The following is a 21,790-nucleotide window of genomic DNA, read 5'->3' on the forward strand; positions in this document are numbered from 1 at the left end:
GATCATCGCTTGCGGACAAGTTCTTCTCGACGCAATAGGACGGGTTGATCGTGAGAGGCAAGTCACCGGCGCTTGCACGCGCCTCTGGACAGATCGACCTCCATGTCACTGCGCGCCATTCCACCCTGCCAGAATCAGTGGTAACCCTTTCATCCGATATGGTTTCCAAGGTCATAACGTGTTTCGATTTCCCCTTTTCATCCTGATCACGCTCATCGTCGCCTTTGGCGGCGGGATCATGATTTCGCTGTATGCGCTGGATGCGACACAGGGTTTCGGAGCGATCAAGCTTGGCGCCTGGGAGGCTTTTCCGGCGTTGCAGACGGTCGATGCCGATCCTTATGCCAAATCGCACCGGGCGCGCGCCGGCAAGCTGCTCTATGGCAGCGCCGAGGGGCTGACCTTCACGGCGAGCGTCGACGACGAAGGGGCGCGGCTGAATGCCGGCTGCCGCTACCGCATCAGCGGGCAGACGCCGCCCGCCCGGCTGTGGACGCTCTTTACCGCCGACAATGGCGGCAATCCGGCGGCGGTGAAGACCGGGCTTCCCTCGGCGCTGAATTCCTGGACGGTGCTGCGCCAGCCCGACAGCAGCTTCTCGATCGAGATCTCCGCCGTCGCCCAGCCTGGCAATTGGCTGGCCCTGCCGCAGGCCGGCACCTTCCGGCTGGTGCTGACCTTGTTCGATACGCCGACGGCCGGCAGTTCCGGCGTGATCGACCTCGCCATGCCCAAGCTCACCAAGACCGGATGCGGCAATGCTTAAGATCATTTTCGCCATCCTGACCGGTATTTTCGGCGCCGCGCTTCTGCATCTCGTCATCATCCTGTCACTGCCGCATTTCACCGGCAGGGACGCGGCGACCCGCGTCGAGGCGGAAGGTGACCTCAATAATTTCTACCTGCTGAACGACCAGTATGACGAGGCGGGGCTTGCCAATGGCGATCCCTTCGTGCGCACCGCCGTCTGCTCCTTCGACGTCGAGGATGGCCCGGTGCATTTCACCGCCAAGGGGAATGTGCCCTTCTGGTCGATTGCGATCTACGACAGCGCCTCCAACGAGGTGTTCAGCATGAATGACAGGACCTCGGTCGGCGGCGCGCTCGATGTGCTGGCGGGCGGTCCGATCCAGCTGACGGACCTGCGAAAGAATCTGCCGCCGGAGTTGGAACAGGCGATCCTGGTGGAAATGGCGCGGCCGGACGGTTACGCCGTGCTGCGGACGCTGGCGCCGCAGGCAAGCTTCGATGAGGCGGCGCGGAACTTCCTGACGGAAGCCGGCTGCGAGCAGTTCAGCGCCCGCTGAGGTTGAACGGACGTTACTTCTTGCTGGCGCGCGGCGCGGGCGCCAGGCCATGTCTGGGACTCTCGGCCAGCCGCTCGTAGCGGACACCGGTGAACCAGAGGATCTTGGCTTCGCGGGGTTCCTTGTCCTGAGGACGCGGCGCCCGCGGTCGCCGATCCGCCAATGCGACTACTATTGCCATTCTCGTCTCCATGCACTGCCCGAGACGGATGAACTTGCGATGGATTTCACCCTGCCCGCCAATCTGCGGGCCGGCGCGTCCTGCGGTGTCGGCATGACCGAACCGAGGGCATTCGCGCCTTTCCCACGGCACCTGGCTGAAATACCGTGATACGGAGTTTCAACGATCCAAACACTCAAATCGCGTCGTTCCTGTCCGAATTGAGACACATGACAGTTAACAGTTTACTAATATTCGACGGTTGCCAAACACAGTTCCCGTGACTTCCTCTTCAACGCGCGAAGCGCCGATTTGGTTTCATGCCGCCTGCGCGGCGATCCGGACATCCCCAAAGGGATAAAATCAAAGATAATTCACATGGTTGACAATGCAGCGGCGACCCTCGGGCCGGCAACGTTGCAGGTGTTGCAAATATGCGGCAGGCCGACATTCGTTGCGTCGCGGCCCGGATCGGCGTCGATCCACCCTCAATCGGAGCGCGGTTTGCAGTGATCGCCGACCGCGAATCTTTCCCGGCTCGACCGGTAGCGAGGGGCAACAGGCCTTGCCGTTGATTCCCCTTTCTTGTCCGACGACCCCGACATCACGGGTCCCCGATGGCCGCAGCGCTCGACGGCATATCAACAGCGAAAGCCCGAAGACGCCGCCTGCGGCACCAAGCACCAATGCGCCGGACCGATGATGAAAGCCGCGCAAAAGCTGCTGCGTGCCCCGCACGACGACAGAAGGTTAACTGTCGTGGCGGTCGAAACAGCGATCGCACACCGTCGCGACAGCCCCTCAAAAGCAAGGGGTTTTTTGTTGCCGGCTAATGATCAGGCAACACGCCACACGTGTATATTTCTGTGGCATTTTAATAAAATCTTCAGCATGCATTAACCGTACCGGTGTAGGATTTGTTCATATCCGTGCGGTCCGACAGGCGCCCCGCCAGCGCTATCGGCCCACGGTTTCCCTTGGTTCTGCGTTTTCAGGGTGTGCGTGTGCGTGACCGGTTTCGAGACCTCGAGGGCCCGTTGGCCGTCAGGAAAAAGGACGTGGTGTTAATGGCGACTGTCAGCAGTTTCGAGAGCCTGTCTAATCCGACGCGATCCGAACTGCGCCAATTCGCCGAGCTTTTCACACCGCTGTTCCAGGCCTCCTCCGACGAGGCCAAGCGTCAGGCGGTCGCCGCCCTTTCCCAATGCCCGACCATGCCGGCAGCCGTAGCGCTGTTCATCGGCAATCAGCCGATCGAGATCGCCGCACCCTTTCTTGCCGCCTCCAAGGCCATTGCCGACGACACGCTGATCACCATTGCGCGCATGCAGGGCGCAGCCCATGTCAAGGCGATCGTCAGCCGCGACTCGCTCTCGCCGAAGGTCATCGACGCGCTGGTGGCGTTGCGCCAGACCCAGCCGCGACCCGCGGCCCCCGCAGTACCGATCACAGAATCGGAGGCCGTCCCGCTGTCGCCGGCCTCGGCGGAGAGCAACGAGGCCGAAGCACTGGAGGAACAGCGCATCGCCAATGAAGAGGCGTTGCGCGAGCGTATTCTCGACCTTGCCGGCCATCTCGGCCGCAAGGACGAAGACCGGCTCGGCCTGCGCACGCTGACCGATATTCAGGAGGCGCTGCTGGTGCGCTTTGCCCGCTCGCGCGAGGCAAACCATTTCGCAACCGCGCTCGCCGATGCGCTTTCCGCCAGCCGCTGGCTTGCCGAACGCATCATGCTCGACCTGTCGGGCCAGCAGCTCGCCACGACGTTGACGGGCCTCGGCATGGGTTTTCTCGACGCCGTCTTCGTGCTGGAACGGTTCTATCCGCACCTGGCCGAACAGCAGCACAATGTCACGCGCGCCTGGATGGTGCTCGATGCGCTCGATCCGGAAGAATGCCACGAAAGGGTGGAGGCCTGGCGGCGCGCCGACCGTTACACCTACAAGCCGGAGGCGGCCGTTACGCCTACGCTTGCGGAAACGGAGAGCCACCGCTTCGTCCGCCAGGCGCCGGTGCAACGCGACATGCGCGTGCTCGGACGACGGTCACGCTGAGCCATCCCGCGCGAGCGGGATCATGTCACCCAGTTCCTCCGCCTCCAGCTCGACGATCCAGAGGTCGGGGTCGAAGCGGCGTTCGCGCTCCAGCATCGCCCGCACCGCTTCCGGCTCACTGCGCGCAAGACGGATTTCGAACAGGCGGTCGCGGATCTCGTCTTCGCCGAAGGCGGTCTGCGGCGCCGGCGCATAGAGCGTTTCCAGGCCGTCGCGGAAGTGCTGACGGATGAAAATCGCACCGGCCTCCTCGGCCCCCTTCTTCTCGACAGCGGCGAAATCGCCGCTGGCGAAGACGCGGCGCAGCAGGGATGAAACGAAGATGTCGGCGCGTAATCTCATCGGCGCGGTATAGACCGGCGCGCCGGCATCGGCAATCCGCGCTCGGATATTGCCGGATGCGTCAGACCTTGACCGCCAGCCGCAATCCGCCCCAATGGCGACCCCTCACGGTGATCGGCGCTGAAATATCCTTCATCATTACGAAATTGCCGCCGCCCATGTCGCGCCGATAGGTCTGAACGAGGAAAGGCGCGGTGCTGCGACCGGCGGCAAGGCCGACACGATCGGCGAAGATGCGGCGATTGCGGCAATTGGCGGTGTTCCAGACGGCGTCGCTCGGCCGCTGCGCCTGCGAGAATTTCCGGTTATGGGTCGGCAGGTAGCCGTTTTCGTCGACTGCCGCGCAGAAGGCGACGCGCTCGTCCAGGGCAACGACGGGTTCCTGGATCGACGGCAGCAGGCGGTCGGTGAGCTCGGTGAAGGCGGCCATCATCTGCGCCGGATCGGTGCCCGGTATCGGCCGGTAGCGTCGGTCGAAGAGGGCGTCGAGGCCGATCTGGCCCTCGGCGACGGCCCGTTCGAATGCGCCTGATATCTGCCTTGCCACCGACTGCGCCTCCTCGATCCAGCGGCTGTCGGCGGTCTTCACACCGGCGCTCGCCGTCAGCTGGACCAGGGTTTCCGAGAGACCTACGACGCTGTCGACCCGTTTTGCCGCCTGCTGCAGCCTGATATTCGAACCGGCGACCTCGCCCGACATCTCGCTGAGCTTTTCGACGAAACCGGCGCATTGCTGGTCGACAGCCTCGGTCGTGTTGGCCATGACGGTCGAACTGTCGAGGATGCGGGTGATGACATGTTCCATGCTTTCGAAGGCGCCGCGCATCGCCTCCGACTTGTCGCGCACGCCGGCGGCACTCTCACGCGCATCGCCGCCGACCACCGACAGCCGGTCGATCTTCACCCGCAATTCGTCCAACGTGTCCTGGATCGAGCCGGTCGCCTTCGAGGTCTGCAGCGAAAGTGCCCGGACCTCGGCGGCGACGACGGCAAAACCCTTGCCCGCATCGCCGGCGCGCGCTGCCTCGATTGCGGCATTCAGCGCCAGGAGGTTGGTCTGGCGGGCAATGGTGCTGATCTCGTCGGCGATTTTGTCGACATCGGCCAGCGACTTCGAAAAGCCGGCGATTTCGGCACCGATGACGTTGGAGGACTGAACCATGTGGCCGATCTCGGCGACGGAGCCGGACAGGCGGTCGGCCGATTCCTTCAGCATCTGGCGCGCTTCGGCCGCGGTGCGGTCGGTCTCGCGCAGCGACAGGGCGACCGAGCGGTTAGTTTCGGCAATCGAAAGCGCGGTGCTGGTGACATGATCGAAGGCGGAGGCATGGCGGGCCGACATCGCCGCCATGTCCTGAATGGCGCCGGCAATGTCGACGAGATCGATGCCGAGCGTCGAAGCCTCCTCGGCAAGGCGCTGCAGGATGTGGCGCAACGCCGTGCGATCCGGGGCTTCCGCTTCGACTGCCGGTTCTCCGGCCAGATCGTCTATTGCCTTGAACGCATCCATGACCGACGTTCCCCCGCCTCAATCGGCAAAGCTTCGATCAACATGGTTAATAAGTTGCAAACGGGGACAGCGTCTTAGACTTAGGTTGTAGCCGCATCGAGCAAAGCTTGCTGCCGCAGGCGGCGCGCTATGCTTCAGATCGCGCCGATTTCCTTCAGTTTCTTCAGCACCGCCTCGTTCGGCTCGCCGTTTTCAGGCAGGTTGTAGTGCTTCTGGAAGTGGCGGATGGCGGCGCGGGTCTGCTCGCCGGCAACACCGTCGACGCCGACATTGGCATAGGCCATGTTGGACAGACCCTTCTGGATCTTCAGCACCAGGTCGACAGTGGTGAGTTCGCTGGAAGGAAGCTGCTTTGTGGCTGATGGCGCCGTCTTGACCGTCTTTTCGGCGCTGCGGATCGCGGCGGCCACCGGGTCTTCCGCCGCCGCCTTCGAGCTCACATCCTCACGCGGTTTTTCCACCGGCACGGTCGAGGGACCGGCAGCGTCGGTTTTCAGCGCCGCCAGCACTTCCGGCGTCGCTTCGCCGGTCTGGGCCATGCCGACGGTCTCCTGGAAGAACAGGATGGCGGCGCTGGTGCGGGGCCCGATAATGCCGTCAGGAATGCCGTTATAGAGGCCGCTACGCACCAGTTGCTGCTGGATACCCATGACGAGCTCGCTCGGCTGCTGAGCCGGTGCGGCCGGCGCCGGCGTCGCGCTGGTGGTGGTCGCGGCATCCTCAGGCCGTTCGATCCGGAAGGTGGTGACGTCGCCCTGCTGCTCTTCGGCCGGGCGGCGGGCGCCGAGCACGTTTGGAGACTGCGGATCGCGGGTGCGGAAAATCGGATGCGGATGCAGGCCGGGCTGATACCAGAGGGCATTGGCCGCGACGAAGGAGAAGATGACGAAGAAGGCGATCGTGCCGCCGGCAACCGACGGATTGCGGCCGATGACGCCGCCGAGCGCCGATGCGCCCTGAAGGCCGATACCGCCCAGCGCAGATGCGCCCTGCAGGCCGAGGCCGCCGAGAGCGGCTGCGCCTGACACGACAAGGCCCGGCTGCTGCCGTCGGTTTTTTCCCCTAGGCGATTTTCGCTTGCGCGCGGCCATCGAAAAGCCCCTCTTCCAATTCTACCCCTGTTTTGACCGCGTCCTTCAGCCGAGGCGGAAACTCGACGGTCGCGCCACGGCCGGCATCTTCGGCCCGCCTGGCGCCCGAACCGTCCACCGCGATCTCGATGGTGATGATCGTACCCTCGCCTGGCTGGCTGGCGATAGCAAAATTTCCGCCATGCAGCGCCACCAGCCCCTTGACCAGCGAAAGGCCGAGGCCGGTGCCTTCGAAGCGGCGGGTGTAATCGTTCTGGATCTGGACGAAGGGCTGGCCGAGCATCGCCAGCTTGTCGGCGGCAATGCCGATGCCGGTATCGCTGACTGTCAGCTTCAGGATGCCGTCGCGCGCCGCCGCATCGACGGAGACGACGCCGCCGGCCTCGGTGAACTTCACGGCATTGCCGACGAGATTGATGAGGATCTGCTGGATGGCGCGCTGATCGGCGACGATCTCGCCGAGGCCGCGCTGGATCCGGCTCGTCAGGGTGACGCCCTTGCTCTTGGCCTGCAAGGCCAGCATCGATTCGCAGGATCTGACGGAGGCCGATATATCGAAGGCTTCGAGGATCAGCTCGTAACGGCCGGCTTCGATCTTGCTCATGTCGAGCATGGTGTTGACGACGGACAGCAGATGCGCGCCGGATTCGCGGACGAGGCCGACATATTCCCGCTGGCGGTCGTTTTCGAACTTGCCGAAATATTCGCCGATCAGAATGTCGGAAAAACCGAGAATGGCGTTGAGCGGCGTGCGCAGCTCATGGCTGACGGCGGCGAGGAAACGCGATTTGGCATCGTTTGCCGATTCGGCGTCGGCCGCGCGGCTCTGTGCCTCGGCCCGCAGCTGCTGCTCGACGGAGACGTCGCGCAGCTGGGCGATGACGGCGGCCAGCTCACCATCGGCATCGCGCCGGGCGGTCATATCCATTCTGAGATAGGCGAACTGGCGCTGATCACGCGAAACCGACGGCCGGTCGAGGCGCAGATCGACACTTGCGGCATCCTCGCCGCGCCGCAGGCCGTCGAGCGCCTGCAGGAACAGGATGCGATCGGAGACATGCACCTGCTCCAGGAAGCCCCTGCCCTTGGGATCGCGCATCCAGTCGAGGAAATCGCGGCGGTCGCGGCCGCCGATGGTGGCGACGCTGCCGTGCGGATCGAGGAACAGGACGAGGCCGGGCGTGACGCTCAGGAAGAAGTCCTCGGCCGACTGGGTGGCGATGCCGGCCGACGAGCCCTGGCGGGCAAGCGCAATGCTGCCGACGGCGGAAAAGAGGAAGGCGGCGCAGACCATGGCGACACCGGCCGGCAAGGCGACGGCGGGGCTGGTGACGGCCGAAAGTCCGACAGGCGCGGCGACGAGAGCGGCCGAGGACAGCAGCACCAGGCGGCGCAGAATCGCAAGCTCGCGCTGGCGCACGGCTTCGCCGCCGCCCGTCCGGGAGAGCCAGCTTGTCGCCGCCCGGTCTACGAGCGCCGTCACCCAGCCGCCAATGTCACTCAATACTTGCACGCAATACCCGCCCGAAAAAGGCTGTTTGTCGATCCGGACAATAGGCCCCCGCGACTTAAGGAAAGGATAAGGCAAAAGCGCTGTTCACAGCCAGAAAGCGCAGAAATTCCCGTTTTGAAGCATCCGAGTGCCCCTTTGCTTTTTGTGGTTAATAGCCGGTAAGCAACGGAATTCCTTCATATTTCAGCACGACGTTAACTCCTGTGGCAGGGCGAGCGGCCAAAAGCCCTGCAATTGCAAGCAGGTGCTGCCCTGATGCTTAACGGCAATCGCTCGGATTCGACTTAAATGCAGCTCAAATCCGCTTCGCTAAAATTTGAATTAAATTTGCCGCAAATGCGCGCGAGTTTCGAAAAGCGGCATTCGCAACTTATCGATAGGGTGAAAGCACACCGGACAACCGGCCTGATTTGGCGAAAAGAACCGGACGGGAAAACAGGATGGGCAACGACAATGTGGTTTCTGATCAAAGGATCCTTCTGGTTTGGCCTTGTGCTCGTGCTTCTTTCCGTCTTCAGCACGGAGGGTCCCGACAAGCTCGCCAGCGGCCCGCAATTGCAGCTTTCAGACGCCTTTACGGCGGCGAGCGGCGCCTATGACTATCTGACCGGCATGTGCTCGGAAAAGCCGGAGGTCTGCGCCAAGGGCGCCGAGACCCTGACGGCACTCGGTTACCGGGCCCGCGAGGGCGCCCACGTCGCTTATGAACTGCTCGACAGCCAGTTCAGCGACGAGCCGGCAGCGACTGCAAAGCTTGCCGAAACGGCAAAGCGGGCAGCACCCGCCCTGCCCTCCCTCGCCGCCCCTTCCGTCCAGGAGAAGGTGCGCGAGGCAAAGGCTGCACTCAACCAGCCGATGCCCTACCGTCCGCCGGTCGACGATGAAACGGCACCCGAGACGGTGGTAACCGGCGCGATCCCGCTGCCGACGCCGAAACCGGCGAGCTGACGATAATGCGCGGGCGCCCGCCCGCAGCGCATTTCGACTTCTTCATTCTTTGATGCAATTCCGGACAGAAAACAGCTTCGCGGCTGGAATTGCCTGAGCTTGCATCGGTGGCCCGCTGACGCGGAAATGCCCCATGCCTGACGTGCCTGCCCTGTTTAATTCAGCATCGTGCTGCGCCGTGAGGATGCCCATCCCTCACGGCGTTTCTTTTCAGAACGTGCCATGCATAAATATGCGGCGGGGTCTTGCGCGACATGCGCAAACAGAAAAAAACCGAAGCAGGGCAAATACGAGAGGCCGCGACGCGCTTTAACGGTTCAAATCTGCCGGTCTTTCACCTATATGCAGTACTAGAGCATGTCCGGAGGCAAAATTGCCGTGCAGCTATGCCGGCATGCCAATGGTGAAAGGCTTTCCATGGCATCCCTCGACCAGATCATCGACGACTTTGCCTTCCTGGACGATTGGGAAGACCGCTACCGCTATGTCATCGAACTCGGCAAGGCGCTGCCCGAGCTGGCCGAGGAAAAGCGCACCTCCGAGAACAAGGTGATGGGCTGCGCCAGCCAGGTGTGGCTGGTGACGCACACGTCGGGCGATCCGGACAACCCGATCATGAGCTTCGAGGGAGATTCCGATGCCCATATCGTGCGCGGTCTCGTCGCCATCGTGCTTGCCACCTATTCCGGCAAGCCGGCATCGGAGATCGCCGCGCTCGATGCCTTCGAAATCTTTTCGAAGATCGGACTGGTGGAGAACCTGTCGTCGCAGCGCTCGAACGGACTGCGCTCGATGGTGAGGAGAATCCGCGAAGAGGCGAACGTCCGCGCCGCGGCTTGAAGGCGATTCGATTCGGCCCGAACGCGTGGCAGCGCCGCGTAATTTAGTATATTAAAACTTTCTTATAGTATAGGAATACATTCTACGCGTCACCCCGGAAGCATAAGATGCGGCTCCTTGTGATATCCCGTCTTCACCTTCTTCATTTCCGATCGGCGCAAAATAGTCTGGAAGATTATTTTCCTCGCCTGGAACAGGATGATTTCGGACCTCCCCGGACTAAAGTCTGATTCCTGTTCTCAATTAATGAGTTGGAACAAAATGCCGCCCGAAAACCGCTCGCGTTTTTTGGAATCACAGTCGCGTTACAGACAGAAAAGCCGGGCGCAAGACCCGGCTTTTGTCGTTGATTGCTTTCGAAAAAGCTCAGCCGCGGCCGCGCTTGCGGCGCTGACCCAGGCCCATCTCCTTTGCCAGGCGCGAACGCGCTTCGGCATAGGCGGGCGCTACCATCGGGTAGTCGGTCGGCAGGTCCCACTTCTCGCGGTATTCTTCCGGCGAGAGAGAGTGATGCGTCATCAGGTGACGCTTGAGGGACTTGAAGTTGCCGCCGCATTCCAAACACGTAATCTGCTCGTCCTGTACGGACTTGCGGACAGAGACTGCAGGCTTCTGCTTTTCGACAACGGCCGCAGCGGGCTGCGGTACGGACGTGTTGCTCAGTGCCGAATGCACGTCGGAAATCAGATTTGCCAGGTCGCTGACCGGGACAACATGGTTGCTGACATAAGCCGCCACGATGTCGGCCGTCAGTTCCACAAGCAGCTCCGGCCCATTGCCGGTCGCCATATCCGTCATATTTTTTCTCCTGTTAGCATGCTCAAACGATCTTTGACTGTCACGCCAAAGACCCGCCTCGTAGAAGCGAACAGCAAAAGCACAGGAAGCAATCTTCTGTTTCGAAAAACGTGAAATCCACCCCTGAGATTCCGAAGTTCGAGACCTGTTCTTATACTGCCTGACCAAAAACCACTACGTCATGCTCCAGGCGATGGCCCCAGTTTAGACATTGAAAAATCAAAACTGAGGGACTTGGAAGCAGTACGATTGTAATTCACAATCAGAATTCTACTTGCATTTTCAAATACCATCGTTTGGCCGAAAGGCCAATTATTATTTGTCGTTTTTCTTGAGAAAAAATGGCCGACGAAGAATTATAGGACTTTAGGCCAAGCTTTACTCACAGCTTCCTGTGCATAAGTCAGACGTAAAACAGGTTAAGATGGCAATAGCAACCCCTCAGCGTTCGCGCATATCATCGCATACCGAGATGGCACCGAGATCGTGTCCCGAACGATGGGCCGCCCTGGCCAGCAGATGGGCGGAAACCGGCGCTGTCAACAGGAAGAAGACGAAACCGGCAAGGGCGCGGGCGATAACCGCCGGGTCCTGCGAATAGAGGCCGGCGGCAAAGAGCAGCAGGCCGGAACCGACGGTGCCGGCCTTCGAGGCCGAGTGCATGCGCGTATAGAGATCGGGCAGCCGGACCAGGCCGATGGCCGCCGCAAGGGCAAAGAGCGCACCGGCAACCAGCAGCAGCGCGGTGACGGCGGCGACGAGATAGGCCATCATCGTCCCTTTCTCCCTGCCCGGCGCGTCTTTGCGCCGCCCTTGGCTGCGGACGCCGATGGCGGCGAGTGGATGTTGCCGCGTGACAGCACGAAGCGGGCGAAGGCGACGGTCGCCAGGAAGCCGACGAGGCCGAGCGAGATGGCGATATCGATATAGAGGGAAAACCCTGTTTTGACCGCGATGACGGCGATGAAGCCGATGGCGATGCCGGTCAGCATGTCGAGGGCGAGGATGCGATCCGGTAATGTCGGGCCGGCAACGACGCGCCAGACGGTCAAAAGCAGCGCCAGGCCGAGGATGGCGAGGGCAGCCGCGGATGCGACGGCGACGATGGCGGCAGGCGTGATCACCGGAAGGCCTCCATGATTTTGCGTTCGAAACCACTGGCAATGCCGCGTCTTGTCGCCTCCGGATCGGAGCAATCGAGCGCGTGGACATAGAGCGTGCGGCGATCCGACGAGACATCGACGGAAAGCGTGCCGGGTGTCAGCGTGATGAGATTCGCAAGCAGGGTGATCTCGAAATCGCTGGTCACCGTCAGAGGAAAGGCGAAGATGCCTGGCTTCAGTTTCATATCCGGCGAGAGAACGGTGAGCGTGACCTTCCAGGCCGACAGCGACAGTTCCTTGAGGAAGAGGGCAATGAGCGACAGCACCAGGCGGGTGCGACGCAGATATCCCCTGCCGCCGAAGGGTTCGCGGATGACGGCCAGCGCCAGGGCCGCCAGCAGGAAGCCGAAGACGAAATTATGCAGCGAGGCGCTGCCGGTAACAGTAACCCAGGCGATGGCGAGCAACAGGTTGAAGACGAAGGCGATCACCGCTGAACTCCTTGCGGGAAGACCGAATGGAGATAGGCCTGGGGATCGGCAAGGCCGGCGGCGGCCGCTTGCGACAACGCCAGCAGCCGTTCCGGCAGGATGCCGAAGCCGATGGTGAGCGCCGTCAGCGCGGCGAGCGGCAGGCCGGTGCGCCAGGAGGGTTTCGACGGCGCGAGCGCCATCGGCGCGGGGCGCCAATAGGCAAGGAGGAAGAGGCGGCCGAAGGCGATCGTCGTCAGGAAACCGCCAGCGAGGATTGCCGCCGCCAGCCACCAGGCACCGCTATCGAGCGCAGCCTTGACGAGCATGACCTTCGGCCAGAAGCCGGAAAAGGGCGGAAGGCCACAGGCGGCAAGGAAGAGCACGAGCGACAGCGCGGTGAAGCCGCCGCTTTGCCGATAGAGCCCGCCGAGATCCGACAGGCAAAAGCCGCCGCCGCGCCGGCCGATCTCGCCGGCGGCAAGATAAAGCGCCGTCATCAGCACCATGGAATGGAGCGCGTAGAAGACCGCGCCGCCGATGCCGCCGGGATTGCCGAGCGCGACGCCGGCAAGCATGTTGCCGATGCCCGATATGACGACATAGCCGAATAGCCTGCGGATGTCGTTTTCTGCCAGGGCGCCGAGCGCGCCGACGAGGATGGTCGCGGCGGCCGCGAGCGCGATCACAAGGCTGAGTTCGGCGCGTTCGGCCGGCAGCAGCATGACCATCACCCGGACCAGCGCGTAGATGCCGACCTTGGTCAGCAGGCCAGCAAACAACGCCGAGACGGTGATGCGCGGGGTATGGTAGGCGGCGGGCAGCCAGAAATTGACCGGGAAGGCGGCCGACTTCATCGCGAAGGCAAGCAGAAAGAGGCTGGCCAGCGACATCAGCGGCGGCGTGCCGCCGATGTCCCTCGCCTTCCCGGCGATATCGGCCATGTTGAGCGTGCCGAAGACGGCATAGAGAATGCCGACGCCGACCAGGAACAGGGTCGTAGCGATCAGATTGAGCACCGCATATTTCAGCGCGCCGTCGATCTGCTGCTGCTCCGAGCCGAGGATGATCAACCCGAAGGACGAGATTAGCAGCACCTCGAACCAGACATAGAGATTGAAGACGTCGCCGGTGAGAAAGGCGCCGGTGACACCGGCCATCAGCAGCATGAGCAGCGGAAAGAAACCGTATCGGCGGCCGCTTTCGCCGATATCGGCCAGCGCATAGATGCCGCCGGCGAGCCCGGCAAGGGCTGCGGCGAAGGCCATCAGCGCACCGAAGAGATCGACGGTGAAGGCGATGCCGAAGGGCGGCAGCCAGCGCCCCATGACCATGGTCAGCGGCCCTTCGGCCGCGACCTTGGCAAGCAGCGCCGCATCCATCAGCGCCAGGCCCGCAAGGCCCGAGATGGCCAGCCAGGCCTGCAGCCGGGGATAGGCGCGTACCATCAGCAGCATAGCGCCGAGCGTGATGCAATGGGCGACCGGCAGGATGGCAAGCCAATGACCGATGGGTACCGGGGCGGTGACCAGGGCGGCGGTGAGATCGACGGTGACGGTGGGAGCGGCCATCAGGTGCGGCCTCCGGGACGCCCGGCAGGGCAGAGGGGGTGAGCATCCGCACCGACATCCGCATCAATATCCCAATGGCGGCAGCGGCCGGTCGTCGGGCTCGGCGGCGCGCATTTCGCTGGTGTCGTCGGTGCCTAGATCCTGATAGGCGCGATAGGTCAGCACCAGCAGGAAGGCGAGGAAGGAAAAGGAGATGACGATCGCCGTCAGGATAAGCGCCTGCGGTAACGGGTTGGCGGCGCCGGCGGGCAAGGCGTCGAGACCCGCCGGGATGATCGGCGGCACCTCACGTGTCAGCCGGCCTGATGTAAAGAGCAGCAGATTGACCGCATTGCCGAGGATGGCGATGCCGAGCATGATACTGATCGAGAATCTCGACAGCATCAGATAGATGGCGGCGGCAAAGAACAGGCCGACGAGGATCGCGAGAAGCGGCTCCATCACTCCACTTCCCTTTCTTCCAATGCCACTTCCTTTTCTTCCAATGTCAGCGCGATCGAAGTGATGGCGCCGAGCACGACGAGATAGACGCCGATGTCGAAGAGCATGACGCTCGACAGCGGCACCTCGAGGCCGAGAAGGTTCGGATAGATCCAGAGGCCGGTCATGAAGGGAACGCCGAAGAGGCTGGAGAGAAGACCGGCCGCAGTCGACAGCAGCAGGCCGCAGCCGGCAATCGACAGCGGATGGAAGAACAGGGCGCGGCGAACGGCGGCGACGCCGCGGGCAATGCCGTAGATCGCCAGTCCCGAGGCGGCGATCAGCCCGCCGATGAAGCCGCCGCCCGGCTCGTTATGGCCGCGCAGCAGCACAAAGACGGAAAAAAGCAGCATGAGCGCGGTGAGGAACGGGGCGACGGTGCGGAAGATCAGGGTGTTCACGCGATCACTCTCCTGCTCCGACCGCATCCGGATCATTGGGGGCAAGCCTGCGCTCGCTGCCGGCGCGGATGCGGATCAGCGCCAGGATGGCAAGGCCGGTCACGGCGACGACAGCGATTTCGCCGAGCGTGTCGGTGCCGCGGAAATCGACGATGATGACGTTGACGACGTTGGCGCCGTGGGCGATCGATTTGGAATAGGCGTTGAAGAATAGTGTCAGCGCGTCGTTGAACGGCAGCTGCGTTGCCCGCAGCAGCAAAAGTGAAAAACCGATACCGCAGGCAAGCGCCAGCGCACCGTGCAGGAGCCTGCGGCCGGGCGAGCGCCGATCGTCGGGAGAGAGCCGAAGCCTGGTCATAACCAGGGCGAGGATGACCACCGAAAGCGTTTCGACCATGAATTGGGTGAAGGACAGGTCCGGCGCGCCGAACAGCAGGAAGATGACGGCGACGGCGAAGCCCTGGATGCCGAGCGAGACGATCGCCGTCAGCCGGTCGCGGGCGACGAGCACGGCGGCAAGGCCGAAGGCGGCGATCAGGAACACCGCCCATTCATACAGCCTGACATCTGCCGGCCAGGCGGGAAGGTGCGGCAGTTCGCCATAGAGGATCGGGGGAATGATGAGGATGGCGGCGAGGCAGAGGAAGATGCAGGCGACATAGATCTCCAGCCTTCCCGGCTGGACAAGGCGGATGAGGCGGCCGGCGAAACGGACAAGGCCCGCCATGGCGAGGTCAAAACCATGGTCCGGCCCGCGCCCGGCCGCGCGCAGAAAAACCGCCATCCAGAATCGCGCCCGATCGAGCTGCCAGTAGACGCCGATGCCGAGCAGCACGGTCAGCAGCGACAGGGCCAAGGGCAGGCCGATATGCGGCGCCAGCGAAATGGAAATCTCAACCGGGGTCCCGCGGATCGCGGCTGCGATCGGCGAGGACAGAGCGGCATGGGTAAAGCTCGCAAAAACCGCCGACAGCAGGCCGAGGACGGCGAGAACGGCCGGGCCGAGCAAGAGCAGGACGGGCGCCTCATGCGCAGCTTTCGGCGTCTGCGCCGGCCGGCCGAGGAAGGGTTTCAGCGCCACGGCAAAGGCGACGGCGAACATCAGCGCGTTGCCGAAGACGGCGATCCCCGTGAAGGTGATGGCGCGAATGTCGCCGCCGACGAGCGCCGTGTAGATCTCCTCCTTGGCGAGAAAGCCGAAGAAGGGCGGCAGGCCCGCCATGGAGAAGGCCGCGGCAACGGCGATGATCCATGTCAGCGGCATCGCCCGCCTGAGGCCGCCGAGCCGGGTGATGTCACGCGTGCCGGTTTCGTGATCGATGATGCCGGCGACCATGAAGAGTGCCCCCTTGAAGAGCGAATGCGCCACCAGATAGAGCGCCGCCGCCGCCACCGCGTAGTCGGAACCGAAGCCGATCAGCATGACGAGCAGGCCGAGCGAGGAGACGGTGGTATAGGCGAGCTTGAGCTTCAGGTCGGTCTGGCGGATAGCGAGGGCGGTGCCGACCACCAGCGTCAGGCCGCCGAAGAAGGGCAGAAGGATTTCCCAGGCGGGCGTTGCGCCCATGACCGGATTGAGCCGCATCAGCAGATAGACGCCGGCCTTTACCATGGTGGCCGAGTGCAGGTAGGCCGACACTGGCGTCGGCGCCTCCATGGCGTTCGGCAGCCAGAAATGAAAGGGAAATTGCGCCGACTTGGTGAAGGCGCCGCCGAGCACCAGAATGAGGGCCGCGAGATAGAGCGGGCTTTCGCGCAGAATATCGCCCGACCCGATCAGCTGTGACATCTGCGTGACGCCCGACATGTTCCAGAGGATGAGCAGGCCGGCGAGCAGGCACAGCCCTCCCCCGCCGGTGACGACAAGCGCCTGCAGGGCGGCGCGACGGGCCGCCTCGCGCTCGTGATCGAAGCCGATCAGCAGGAAGGAGGTAATCGACGTCAGTTCCCAGAAGATGAAGAACATCAGGAAGCTGTCAGACACGACGATGCCGAGCATCGCGCCCATGAAGAGAAAGATGAAGGAGAAGAAGCGGCCCTGATCCCTATGCCCCCTGAGATAGGCGCCGGCATAGAGCACGATCAGCGTGCCGATGCCGGTGATCAGCAGCGCGAAAGCCAGCGACAGGCCGTCGAGGAACCAGGAAAAGGAGAGGTTGTAGCTCGGTACCCAGGCATAACCGCCGGCGACGGCCTGACCGCGCGCGACCTGCGGAAGCAGGCGCAGAAAATGCAGGAAGGCAAACAGCGGAGCGGCCGCCAGCAGCCAGGCGCCGTTTGCGCCGAGGATGCGGATGACGAAGGGAGCGGCAAGAGCGCCGGCGAGCGGCAGACACAGGGCCAGAAATGTCAGAGCCGTGACATCGGCCATGTCTCCTCCTCTACCAGCCAGACGGAAAGCCGATCTCAAATCGGCTCGTCTTCTGACTTAGGCGAAACGGGAGGGCGTCTCAAGCGTTTTCGGTCGCCGGCCAATGCCGCGCGGAAGTTCGAAGCGGTCAGGCGGCCGAGCGGGAAAGACGTGTCAGCAGCCGGACGACGCAGCCGTGCAGGACGAAGAGGACAAGCGTCAGCGGCCACAGCAGGCACGCGATAAGGCCGGCGAGACGATGGAGCGTCAAGCCGTCATGATTGGCCCAGCCTTCCAGCATCGTGACCGCTATGGCGGCCGCGGTCACGAGACCGTAGAGCAGGACGATTGCCGCTTCAAACACCAATGTTTCCTCAATGCACGTAACATTAACCCTAACGGAAAACCCTTAATAGATGTAAAAGCAAGCGTCTTCCCTGAATTGCCGTATGCCGCGATTGTGGCGGCAAGGCGCCGGAGGCTTGATGAAGCAAGGACGGCGCACCACATTTTCTCGCAAGAAGGAACCGCCCCTCGGCCAAAGGAGCACGTCATGTCCGAAACTGCAACCACAGCCAAGATCCATAAAACCGATGCCGAATGGAAAGAGCAGCTGACGCCGGAGCAATACCGCATCACCCGCCAGCACGGCACCGAGCGCGCCTTCACCGGCCCCTACTGGGATTCCTTCGAGACAGGACTTTACCGCTGCGTCGGCTGCAACGCGCCGCTCTTCCGCTCCGACACGAAATTTGATGCCGGCTGCGGCTGGCCGAGCTATTTCGAAGCCGTGTCGCCCGATGCGGTGACCGAACATCGCGACACGACCTACGGCATGGTGCGCACCGAAATCCGCTGCGGCACCTGCGACGCCCATCTCGGCCACGTCTTCCCCGACGGCCCGCCACCGACCGGCCTGCGCTACTGCATCAACGGCCACGCCATGGTGTTCGAGCCGGGGAAATAGGCCGCACCGATCCTTCGTATGGCAAATAAGGGATGTACGTCGTCAGTTTGAGCGACGCTCGACTGGACCGAGGTTTGCAGACTCCGTCGTTGGACCTTGACCGAGAGAGGATTGAGGTGGTGTCGCTCCAGCTCGCAAAACGGACCAAATTTTCCTTCGTCCTATTGAATCGGAAACCGTCAAAAACCAACTAATCTGGCGCCAGCCGAGCGCCCGGTTTGGAGGCGGCAAAGCCTCGTCGCAGATCGCAGCTCGGAGGCGCTTGACGCAGATTGCTCGTCCAACATCGCGGTAGGGAAGGAGAGAATGATGAGACCCGATGTGTTCAAACAGCCTGTCACCATTTTTGTTGGCCTTGGATTTCCTGCGGAGCTCCGAACGGTCATCGAGGCATACCGGCATCTTGACGAATGGCCGGCCATATCCCGCGACGCGGCCCATTCGGTTGCGCTGAAGGCCTGTGCTGCCGCCCTCCGTGGCGAAATCGACGCCGAAACCGCTCGTGGCCTGTTCGTCGCGTTTGCAGAGAAACATGATCTCCTGGCACAGCAGACTGGCCGTCACGGCTTCGCCGCAGCAGCGGAACAAGGGACCGCACGTACGTGAGCGCGCCCGTGGGGAATCGCCTCGCAGAAACAAAGGGCCCCCGTGACCTCATCGGACCCGCCGTTGCAAAGTTCAGCAAGCGGGTCCGCAAGCCAAGATCGATCGGAGGCGGCCGGGCGGCGGCCGCCAAACTTGTTTGGATCAGCTCCTGATGGCGATGCGCTTGACCTGTGATTGAGCCTTTTCCGTCTTAGGCAGGCGGACGGTCAGGATGCCGTTCTTGAAGGTGGCCTCGACCTGATCTTCCTTGACCTCGGTGCCGAGAGGGATGCGCCGCTCGAAGCGGCCGTAGTAGCACTCCGAGAACTGCTTCTCCTTGTCTTCGGTCTCCGAACGCTTTTCACCTTTCAGCGTCAGAACGCCGTCATTGAGGAGGACTTCGATGTCCTTTTCCTCAAGGCCAGGTACTTCGGCCGTCACCTTGATTTCCTTGTCGGTATCGGAGATTTCGACACTCGGCCAGCCGGCACCGAACCCGCTGGCGCCACGCAGTGACGGCAGCCCGGAGCCGAAGCCGCGGAAAACATCGTCGAACAGCCGATTGACCTCGCGATGGAGCGACAGGAAGGGATCGCGGTCATCGTCGCGAAGGAGACTCGGACCCTGGTTGCCGTTGTTGCGACCCCAGGGAATCAAATCACGGACACTCATGGTTTTACTCCTTTCTGCTGGTTCCTGGGCAAGCTCTTCGTTTGGCGCCAGGCCATTCCCGGCGCCATGTTTGCCTGCGGCCGGCGAAGCTTAAGCCGCGTGCTTCCCGGCCTCGATCTCTTTCGGCCGCGCCTTCGGCATTGCCTGACCCGTTTCGATTCCGATCTGGCGTGGCTTCATCTCTTCAGGAATTTCGCGTTTGAGAGCGATGGTTAGCAGACCGTCGACGAGGCCGGCATCCACCACCTTCACGTGATCGGCAAGTTCGAAACGACGCTGGAACCGTCCGGCAATGCCGCGATGCAGGTATTGAACATCTTCGCCGTTGGCTTTCTGCCCTGCGACAATGAGCATGTTCTGCTCTTGAGTGATCGCCAGCTCGTCCCGCGAGAAGCCCGCTACCACCATAGCGATGCGGTAATCATCCTCGCCGGCTTTGACGATGTCGTAAGGCGGCCAGTTGTCGACTGTTTCGGCACGCCTTGCAGCCTCGAGCGCGTTCAACATCCGCTCGAAGCCGATGCTCGACCGGAACAGGGGAGAGAAATCGAGGTTTGTCCTCATAGCCATATCCTCCTTACAAGCAACATGGATACAAGGAGACGCCCAGAGCGACCGGCGTCTCCTGGACCTGGTGTCGGCCCCTATTCGGCGGCCAACAATACTGATGTAATTCAGTAGCTTAACGTTTCAAGAGGACAGAACCGCTCAACGAAAAAAATTGATTTTTTCGAACACGCCACCATATCTGGGCGAAGCTTGAGCGAGGAGCAATGGCTATGACAATGACTTCAGACGATGTCGTCGCCGTCCTGGGGCCCGCCGACAAAACGCTTGTGGCCGAGGTCATCGCAACAGGTGCGACGCAGGCCGAACTTGCCGAGGCATTTGCATGGGCCAACAACGACGAGGCGTTGATGGGTGAAGGCCGGCATCTGCCGACAGGCAGGGTTGCTGCGCTTGTCGATCTGCTAAGGTCGGATGAAGAGGAACAGGATTAGAAACTCGCCGCTCGTTCCGACACCCGACATCCCTAAACCAGCCGGGCGTAGTTGCCACAGGCGCAAGGTTTCGCCCGGCTACTCGTGCTCGGCCGGGCATGGCCAGGTTGCCGGCGTAGAGAGGCCGGAGGGGAGTTTGGTCGAGGCGTCGCCGCAGGCGAGGTCGATCTGCGCCTGTTCGAGCCCGGCGGCGGCCGACAGGTCGAGACCTTCGATGCGCGTCAGGAACATGAAGGCGCGCTCGAATGTTGCCGGGCCTTCGAAGGTGGCGTTGGAGAGATCGGCGCGGGAGAGATTGGCGAAGGAGAATTTCACCCCCGTCAGAACCGCCTTGTCGAAATCGGCGCGGCCGAGTTCGGCCTTTTCGAAACTCGCACCGGAGAGCCGGGCGCCGCCGAAATTGGCGCGCTGCAGCTCGGCGCCGGCAAAGGAAGCGCCTTCGGCGGCAATATTGGCGAAGCTGGCGCGATAGGCCTCGACCTTGGCGAAGTTGGCCCCTTCGGCATGCGCACCCTCGAGCGAGGCGCGCACCAAAGTCGCCTTCTCCAGATTGGCGGATTTGAAATTCCCGCCGCTGAGATCGGTAAGCGAGAAATCGGTGCTGAAGAGATTGGCGCCTTCGAGATCACTGCCCTGCAGCATCAGGTTCTTCTTCGAGCATTCCTGCCAGTCGAGCTTCGGTGAGGCCGTGCTGCCGCAATCGGCGGCACGCGTGGAGATCGGAGCGGAGGCGAGAAGAAGCAAGGCAAGGAGGCCGAGCGGCGATCTATGCATTACCATTGAACTGTTGATCTCCATGACGCTTCACGCCGCCTCTCGCGAAGCAGGCGGCCTCTCATTTCTACACAGCTCAGAATACAATAAAAAGATGGCGAGCGCGCTGGCAATGATTTGCAGTTTCACTGCGTCCGAAGCGCTCATCCGTGCCCAGGCAGGCGGCCATCCGCCTTTGCCCAGGCAAGCCGGTCAGCCGGCCTTGCCGGCCAGGGCCGGTCAGTCGGCCTTGCCAGGCAGGCGGTCAGTCGGCCTGCCGGGCAGAAGAAGCTCCATGCAGGTGAGATCCAGCCAGCGGCCGAACTTGGTGCCGACCTCGGAAAATCTGCCGGCGATGCGGAAGCCGAGCTTCTCGTGCAGCCGGATCGAGGCGGCGTTCTCAGCCTCGATGCCGGCGACCATCACGTGGATATCGGCGGCAGCGGCACGCGCGATCAGCGCCCGCATCAAGGCCTCGCCGATACCGGCGCCGCGGCAATCCTTGTCGACATAGACGGAATGTTCGACCGTATGGCGATAGCCCTCAAAGGCGCGCCAGTCGCCATAGGAGGCGTAGCCTGCGACCTTGCCCGACATCTCGGCGACGATGACGGGAAAGCCGCGCCCGTTACGCGCGTTCAACCATTCCCGCCGGTTTTCGAGATCGACGAGCGTCTCGTTCCAGATCGCCGTCGTGTGCTCGACGGCATGATTGTAGATCTCGCGGATGGCCGGAAGATCGGCCTCGGTGGCGTCGCGAAGGAGGACGGCGTCTGTCATGGTTGGTCCGGTTCGATTGGCTGTCAGGGTGGCATACGCCGCGGTGCAAAAGATGTAAACGGCAGATGGCGGAGACGCCGCTTGCAGGATGGCT

General features: G+C 62.6%; 25 protein-coding genes and 1 pseudogene. 8 read left to right on the top strand and 18 right to left on the bottom strand.

All coding sequences use genetic code 11. The features are described from left to right. The first annotated feature begins 178 nt into the window (after positions 1 to 178). Together MHI61_RS17000 and MHI61_RS17005 are read left to right on the top strand one after the other, a co-directional pair. A complete protein-coding gene (locus MHI61_RS17000) occupies positions 179 to 766 on the top strand; it encodes a DUF1214 domain-containing protein (RefSeq protein ID WP_009994723.1) in 588 nt (195 codons plus the stop codon). Next, positions 759 to 1,307 carry a DUF1254 domain-containing protein gene (locus tag MHI61_RS17005; protein WP_239789804.1) on the top strand — a complete coding sequence of 183 codons (549 nt, stop codon included), beginning with the start codon at positions 759 to 761 and terminating at the stop codon, positions 1,305 to 1,307. The genes MHI61_RS17000 and MHI61_RS17005 overlap by 8 nt, the downstream gene beginning before the upstream one ends. Before the next feature lie 13 nt (positions 1,308 to 1,320). On the opposite strand, the gene MHI61_RS17010 is transcribed toward MHI61_RS17005, so the two are convergent. Next, positions 1,321 to 1,488 carry a hypothetical protein gene (locus MHI61_RS17010; RefSeq protein ID WP_239789805.1) on the bottom strand — a complete coding sequence of 56 codons (168 nt, stop codon included), beginning with the start codon at positions 1,486 to 1,488 and terminating at the stop codon, positions 1,321 to 1,323. Positions 1,489 to 2,471: 983 nt separating this feature from the next. Between MHI61_RS17010 and MHI61_RS17015 the strand changes: the two genes are divergently transcribed. Beyond that, positions 2,472 to 3,521 carry a DUF2336 domain-containing protein gene (locus tag MHI61_RS17015; protein WP_239792859.1) on the top strand — a complete coding sequence of 350 codons (1,050 nt, stop codon included), beginning with the start codon at positions 2,472 to 2,474 and terminating at the stop codon, positions 3,519 to 3,521. Here MHI61_RS17015 and MHI61_RS17020 read toward each other — a convergent pair. The 4 genes from MHI61_RS17020 to MHI61_RS17035 all read right to left on the bottom strand — a co-directional run bounded on the left by MHI61_RS17020 (position 3,513) and on the right by MHI61_RS17035 (position 7,977). Beyond that, positions 3,513 to 3,863, bottom strand: coding sequence for a DUF1491 family protein (locus tag MHI61_RS17020; RefSeq protein WP_010033104.1), 351 nt, complete (start codon positions 3,861 to 3,863; stop codon positions 3,513 to 3,515). The genes MHI61_RS17015 and MHI61_RS17020 overlap by 9 nt on opposite strands. Before the next feature lie 61 nt (positions 3,864 to 3,924). Continuing rightward, complete coding sequence (locus tag MHI61_RS17025) at positions 3,925 to 5,373, bottom strand: methyl-accepting chemotaxis protein (RefSeq protein ID WP_239789806.1); 1,449 nt, start codon at positions 5,371 to 5,373, stop codon at positions 3,925 to 3,927. A 134-nt stretch (positions 5,374 to 5,507) separates the two neighbouring features. Next, positions 5,508 to 6,464: a peptidoglycan-binding domain-containing protein gene (locus tag MHI61_RS17030; protein ID WP_239789807.1), complete on the bottom strand. Its 957-nt coding sequence runs from the start codon at positions 6,462 to 6,464 to the stop codon at positions 5,508 to 5,510. Continuing rightward, positions 6,436 to 7,977: a HAMP domain-containing sensor histidine kinase gene (locus MHI61_RS17035; RefSeq protein ID WP_239789808.1), complete on the bottom strand. Its 1,542-nt coding sequence runs from the start codon at positions 7,975 to 7,977 to the stop codon at positions 6,436 to 6,438. The genes MHI61_RS17030 and MHI61_RS17035 overlap by 29 nt, the downstream gene beginning before the upstream one ends. A gap of 453 nt (positions 7,978 to 8,430) precedes the next feature. Here MHI61_RS17035 and MHI61_RS17040 point away from each other — a divergent pair, with 453 nt between their 5' ends. Both MHI61_RS17040 and MHI61_RS17045 read left to right on the top strand, forming a co-directional pair. Next, entirely contained in the window at positions 8,431 to 8,925 is a 495-nt protein-coding gene (locus MHI61_RS17040; RefSeq protein WP_239789809.1) for a DUF5330 domain-containing protein, read from the top strand. A gap of 417 nt (positions 8,926 to 9,342) precedes the next feature. Then, on the top strand, positions 9,343 to 9,765 hold the full coding sequence (locus MHI61_RS17045; RefSeq protein ID WP_064682317.1) for a SufE family protein: 423 nt from the start codon (positions 9,343 to 9,345) through the stop codon (positions 9,763 to 9,765). 366 nt (positions 9,766 to 10,131) lie between these two features. On the opposite strand, the gene MHI61_RS17050 is transcribed toward MHI61_RS17045, so the two are convergent. The 9 genes from MHI61_RS17050 to MHI61_RS17090 all read right to left on the bottom strand — a co-directional run bounded on the left by MHI61_RS17050 (position 10,132) and on the right by MHI61_RS17090 (position 17,302). Then, the gene (locus tag MHI61_RS17050; protein ID WP_010060045.1) at positions 10,132 to 10,563 is read right to left on the bottom strand and encodes a MucR family transcriptional regulator; all 432 of its coding nucleotides are present in this window, start codon (positions 10,561 to 10,563) and stop codon (positions 10,132 to 10,134) included. A gap of 441 nt (positions 10,564 to 11,004) precedes the next feature. After that, complete coding sequence (mnhG, locus tag MHI61_RS17055) at positions 11,005 to 11,337, bottom strand: monovalent cation/H(+) antiporter subunit G (protein ID WP_183840810.1); 333 nt, start codon at positions 11,335 to 11,337, stop codon at positions 11,005 to 11,007. Beyond that, the gene (locus tag MHI61_RS17060) at positions 11,334 to 11,687 is read right to left on the bottom strand and encodes a cation:proton antiporter (protein ID WP_239789810.1); all 354 of its coding nucleotides are present in this window, start codon (positions 11,685 to 11,687) and stop codon (positions 11,334 to 11,336) included. Before MHI61_RS17060 ends, mnhG begins: the two co-directional genes overlap by 4 nt. Further along, on the bottom strand, positions 11,684 to 12,157 hold the full coding sequence (locus MHI61_RS17065; RefSeq protein WP_183840814.1) for a Na+/H+ antiporter subunit E: 474 nt from the start codon (positions 12,155 to 12,157) through the stop codon (positions 11,684 to 11,686). The genes MHI61_RS17060 and MHI61_RS17065 overlap by 4 nt, the downstream gene beginning before the upstream one ends. Beyond that, positions 12,154 to 13,707, bottom strand: a complete 1,554-nt coding sequence (locus MHI61_RS17070) for a Na+/H+ antiporter subunit D (RefSeq protein ID WP_239789811.1) — start codon at positions 13,705 to 13,707, stop codon at positions 12,154 to 12,156. Before MHI61_RS17070 ends, MHI61_RS17065 begins: the two co-directional genes overlap by 4 nt. Positions 13,708 to 13,770: 63 nt before the next feature. Next, positions 13,771 to 14,148 carry a Na+/H+ antiporter subunit C gene (locus MHI61_RS17075; RefSeq protein ID WP_097608471.1) on the bottom strand — a complete coding sequence of 126 codons (378 nt, stop codon included), beginning with the start codon at positions 14,146 to 14,148 and terminating at the stop codon, positions 13,771 to 13,773. Next, positions 14,148 to 14,588, bottom strand: coding sequence for a Na+/H+ antiporter subunit B (locus MHI61_RS17080; RefSeq protein ID WP_239789812.1), 441 nt, complete (start codon positions 14,586 to 14,588; stop codon positions 14,148 to 14,150). The genes MHI61_RS17075 and MHI61_RS17080 overlap by 1 nt, the downstream gene beginning before the upstream one ends. 4 nt (positions 14,589 to 14,592) lie before the next feature. Next, a complete protein-coding gene (locus tag MHI61_RS17085) occupies positions 14,593 to 16,959 on the bottom strand; it encodes a putative monovalent cation/H+ antiporter subunit A (protein WP_239789813.1) in 2,367 nt (788 codons plus the stop codon). Positions 16,960 to 17,086: 127 nt separating this feature from the next. Further along, a complete protein-coding gene (locus MHI61_RS17090) occupies positions 17,087 to 17,302 on the bottom strand; it encodes a hypothetical protein (protein WP_239789814.1) in 216 nt (71 codons plus the stop codon). A gap of 189 nt (positions 17,303 to 17,491) precedes the next feature. Here MHI61_RS17090 and msrB point away from each other — a divergent pair, with 189 nt between their 5' ends. After that, positions 17,492 to 17,905, top strand: coding sequence for a peptide-methionine (R)-S-oxide reductase MsrB (msrB, locus tag MHI61_RS17095; RefSeq protein ID WP_008528859.1), 414 nt, complete (start codon positions 17,492 to 17,494; stop codon positions 17,903 to 17,905). A gap of 309 nt (positions 17,906 to 18,214) precedes the next feature. Further along, positions 18,215 to 18,557, top strand: a pseudogene (locus MHI61_RS17100) (DUF982 domain-containing protein). A gap of 95 nt (positions 18,558 to 18,652) precedes the next feature. Here the strand turns inward: MHI61_RS17100 and MHI61_RS17105 are convergent. Together MHI61_RS17105 and MHI61_RS17110 are read right to left on the bottom strand one after the other, a co-directional pair. Continuing rightward, positions 18,653 to 19,162 carry an Hsp20/alpha crystallin family protein gene (locus MHI61_RS17105; RefSeq protein ID WP_239789815.1) on the bottom strand — a complete coding sequence of 170 codons (510 nt, stop codon included), beginning with the start codon at positions 19,160 to 19,162 and terminating at the stop codon, positions 18,653 to 18,655. Between the two features lie 90 nt (positions 19,163 to 19,252). Continuing rightward, positions 19,253 to 19,726, bottom strand: coding sequence for an Hsp20 family protein (locus MHI61_RS17110; RefSeq protein WP_239792860.1), 474 nt, complete (start codon positions 19,724 to 19,726; stop codon positions 19,253 to 19,255). A 215-nt stretch (positions 19,727 to 19,941) separates the two neighbouring features. Between MHI61_RS17110 and MHI61_RS17115 the strand changes: the two genes are divergently transcribed. Further along, positions 19,942 to 20,163, top strand: coding sequence for a hypothetical protein (locus MHI61_RS17115; protein WP_239789816.1), 222 nt, complete (start codon positions 19,942 to 19,944; stop codon positions 20,161 to 20,163). A gap of 78 nt (positions 20,164 to 20,241) precedes the next feature. Here the strand turns inward: MHI61_RS17115 and MHI61_RS17120 are convergent, their stop codons facing one another. Further along, positions 20,242 to 20,943 (bottom strand): pentapeptide repeat-containing protein, encoded by a 702-nt coding sequence (locus MHI61_RS17120; protein ID WP_239789817.1) that lies wholly within the window; start codon positions 20,941 to 20,943, stop codon positions 20,242 to 20,244. Positions 20,944 to 21,156: 213 nt separating this feature from the next. Beyond that, positions 21,157 to 21,696: a GNAT family N-acetyltransferase gene (locus MHI61_RS17125; protein ID WP_239789818.1), complete on the bottom strand. Its 540-nt coding sequence runs from the start codon at positions 21,694 to 21,696 to the stop codon at positions 21,157 to 21,159. Positions 21,697 to 21,790 lie beyond the last annotated feature (94 nt).

It is taken from the genome of Rhizobium sp. K102 (assembly GCF_022385315.1).
GTDB classification, from domain to species: Bacteria; Pseudomonadota; Alphaproteobacteria; order Rhizobiales; family Rhizobiaceae; genus Rhizobium; species Rhizobium croatiense.

Coding starts and splice junctions, on each gene's coding strand:
- MHI61_RS17020 (WP_010033104.1), bottom strand. CDS start 3,863: ATGAGATTACGCGCCGACATCTTCGTTTCATCCCTGCTGCGCCGCGTC.
- MHI61_RS17005 (WP_239789804.1), top strand. CDS start 759: ATGCTTAAGATCATTTTCGCCATCCTGACCGGTATTTTCGGCGCCGCG.
- MHI61_RS17120 (WP_239789817.1), bottom strand. CDS start 20,943: ATGGTAATGCATAGATCGCCGCTCGGCCTCCTTGCCTTGCTTCTTCTC.
- MHI61_RS17085 (WP_239789813.1), bottom strand. CDS start 16,959: ATGGCCGATGTCACGGCTCTGACATTTCTGGCCCTGTGTCTGCCGCTC.
- MHI61_RS17030 (WP_239789807.1), bottom strand. CDS start 6,464: ATGGCCGCGCGCAAGCGAAAATCGCCTAGGGGAAAAAACCGACGGCAG.
- MHI61_RS17115 (WP_239789816.1), top strand. CDS start 19,942: ATGACAATGACTTCAGACGATGTCGTCGCCGTCCTGGGGCCCGCCGAC.
- MHI61_RS17105 (WP_239789815.1), bottom strand. CDS start 19,162: ATGAGTGTCCGTGATTTGATTCCCTGGGGTCGCAACAACGGCAACCAG.
- MHI61_RS17125 (WP_239789818.1), bottom strand. CDS start 21,696: ATGACAGACGCCGTCCTCCTTCGCGACGCCACCGAGGCCGATCTTCCG.
- MHI61_RS17040 (WP_239789809.1), top strand. CDS start 8,431: ATGTGGTTTCTGATCAAAGGATCCTTCTGGTTTGGCCTTGTGCTCGTG.
- MHI61_RS17050 (WP_010060045.1), bottom strand. CDS start 10,563: ATGACGGATATGGCGACCGGCAATGGGCCGGAGCTGCTTGTGGAACTG.
- MHI61_RS17070 (WP_239789811.1), bottom strand. CDS start 13,707: ATGGCCGCTCCCACCGTCACCGTCGATCTCACCGCCGCCCTGGTCACC.
- mnhG (WP_183840810.1), bottom strand. CDS start 11,337: ATGATGGCCTATCTCGTCGCCGCCGTCACCGCGCTGCTGCTGGTTGCC.
- MHI61_RS17010 (WP_239789805.1), bottom strand. CDS start 1,488: ATGGCAATAGTAGTCGCATTGGCGGATCGGCGACCGCGGGCGCCGCGT.
- msrB (WP_008528859.1), top strand. CDS start 17,492: ATGTCCGAAACTGCAACCACAGCCAAGATCCATAAAACCGATGCCGAA.
- MHI61_RS17075 (WP_097608471.1), bottom strand. CDS start 14,148: ATGGAGCCGCTTCTCGCGATCCTCGTCGGCCTGTTCTTTGCCGCCGCC.
- MHI61_RS17025 (WP_239789806.1), bottom strand. CDS start 5,373: ATGGATGCGTTCAAGGCAATAGACGATCTGGCCGGAGAACCGGCAGTC.
- MHI61_RS17110 (WP_239792860.1), bottom strand. CDS start 19,726: ATGAGGACAAACCTCGATTTCTCTCCCCTGTTCCGGTCGAGCATCGGC.
- MHI61_RS17045 (WP_064682317.1), top strand. CDS start 9,343: ATGGCATCCCTCGACCAGATCATCGACGACTTTGCCTTCCTGGACGAT.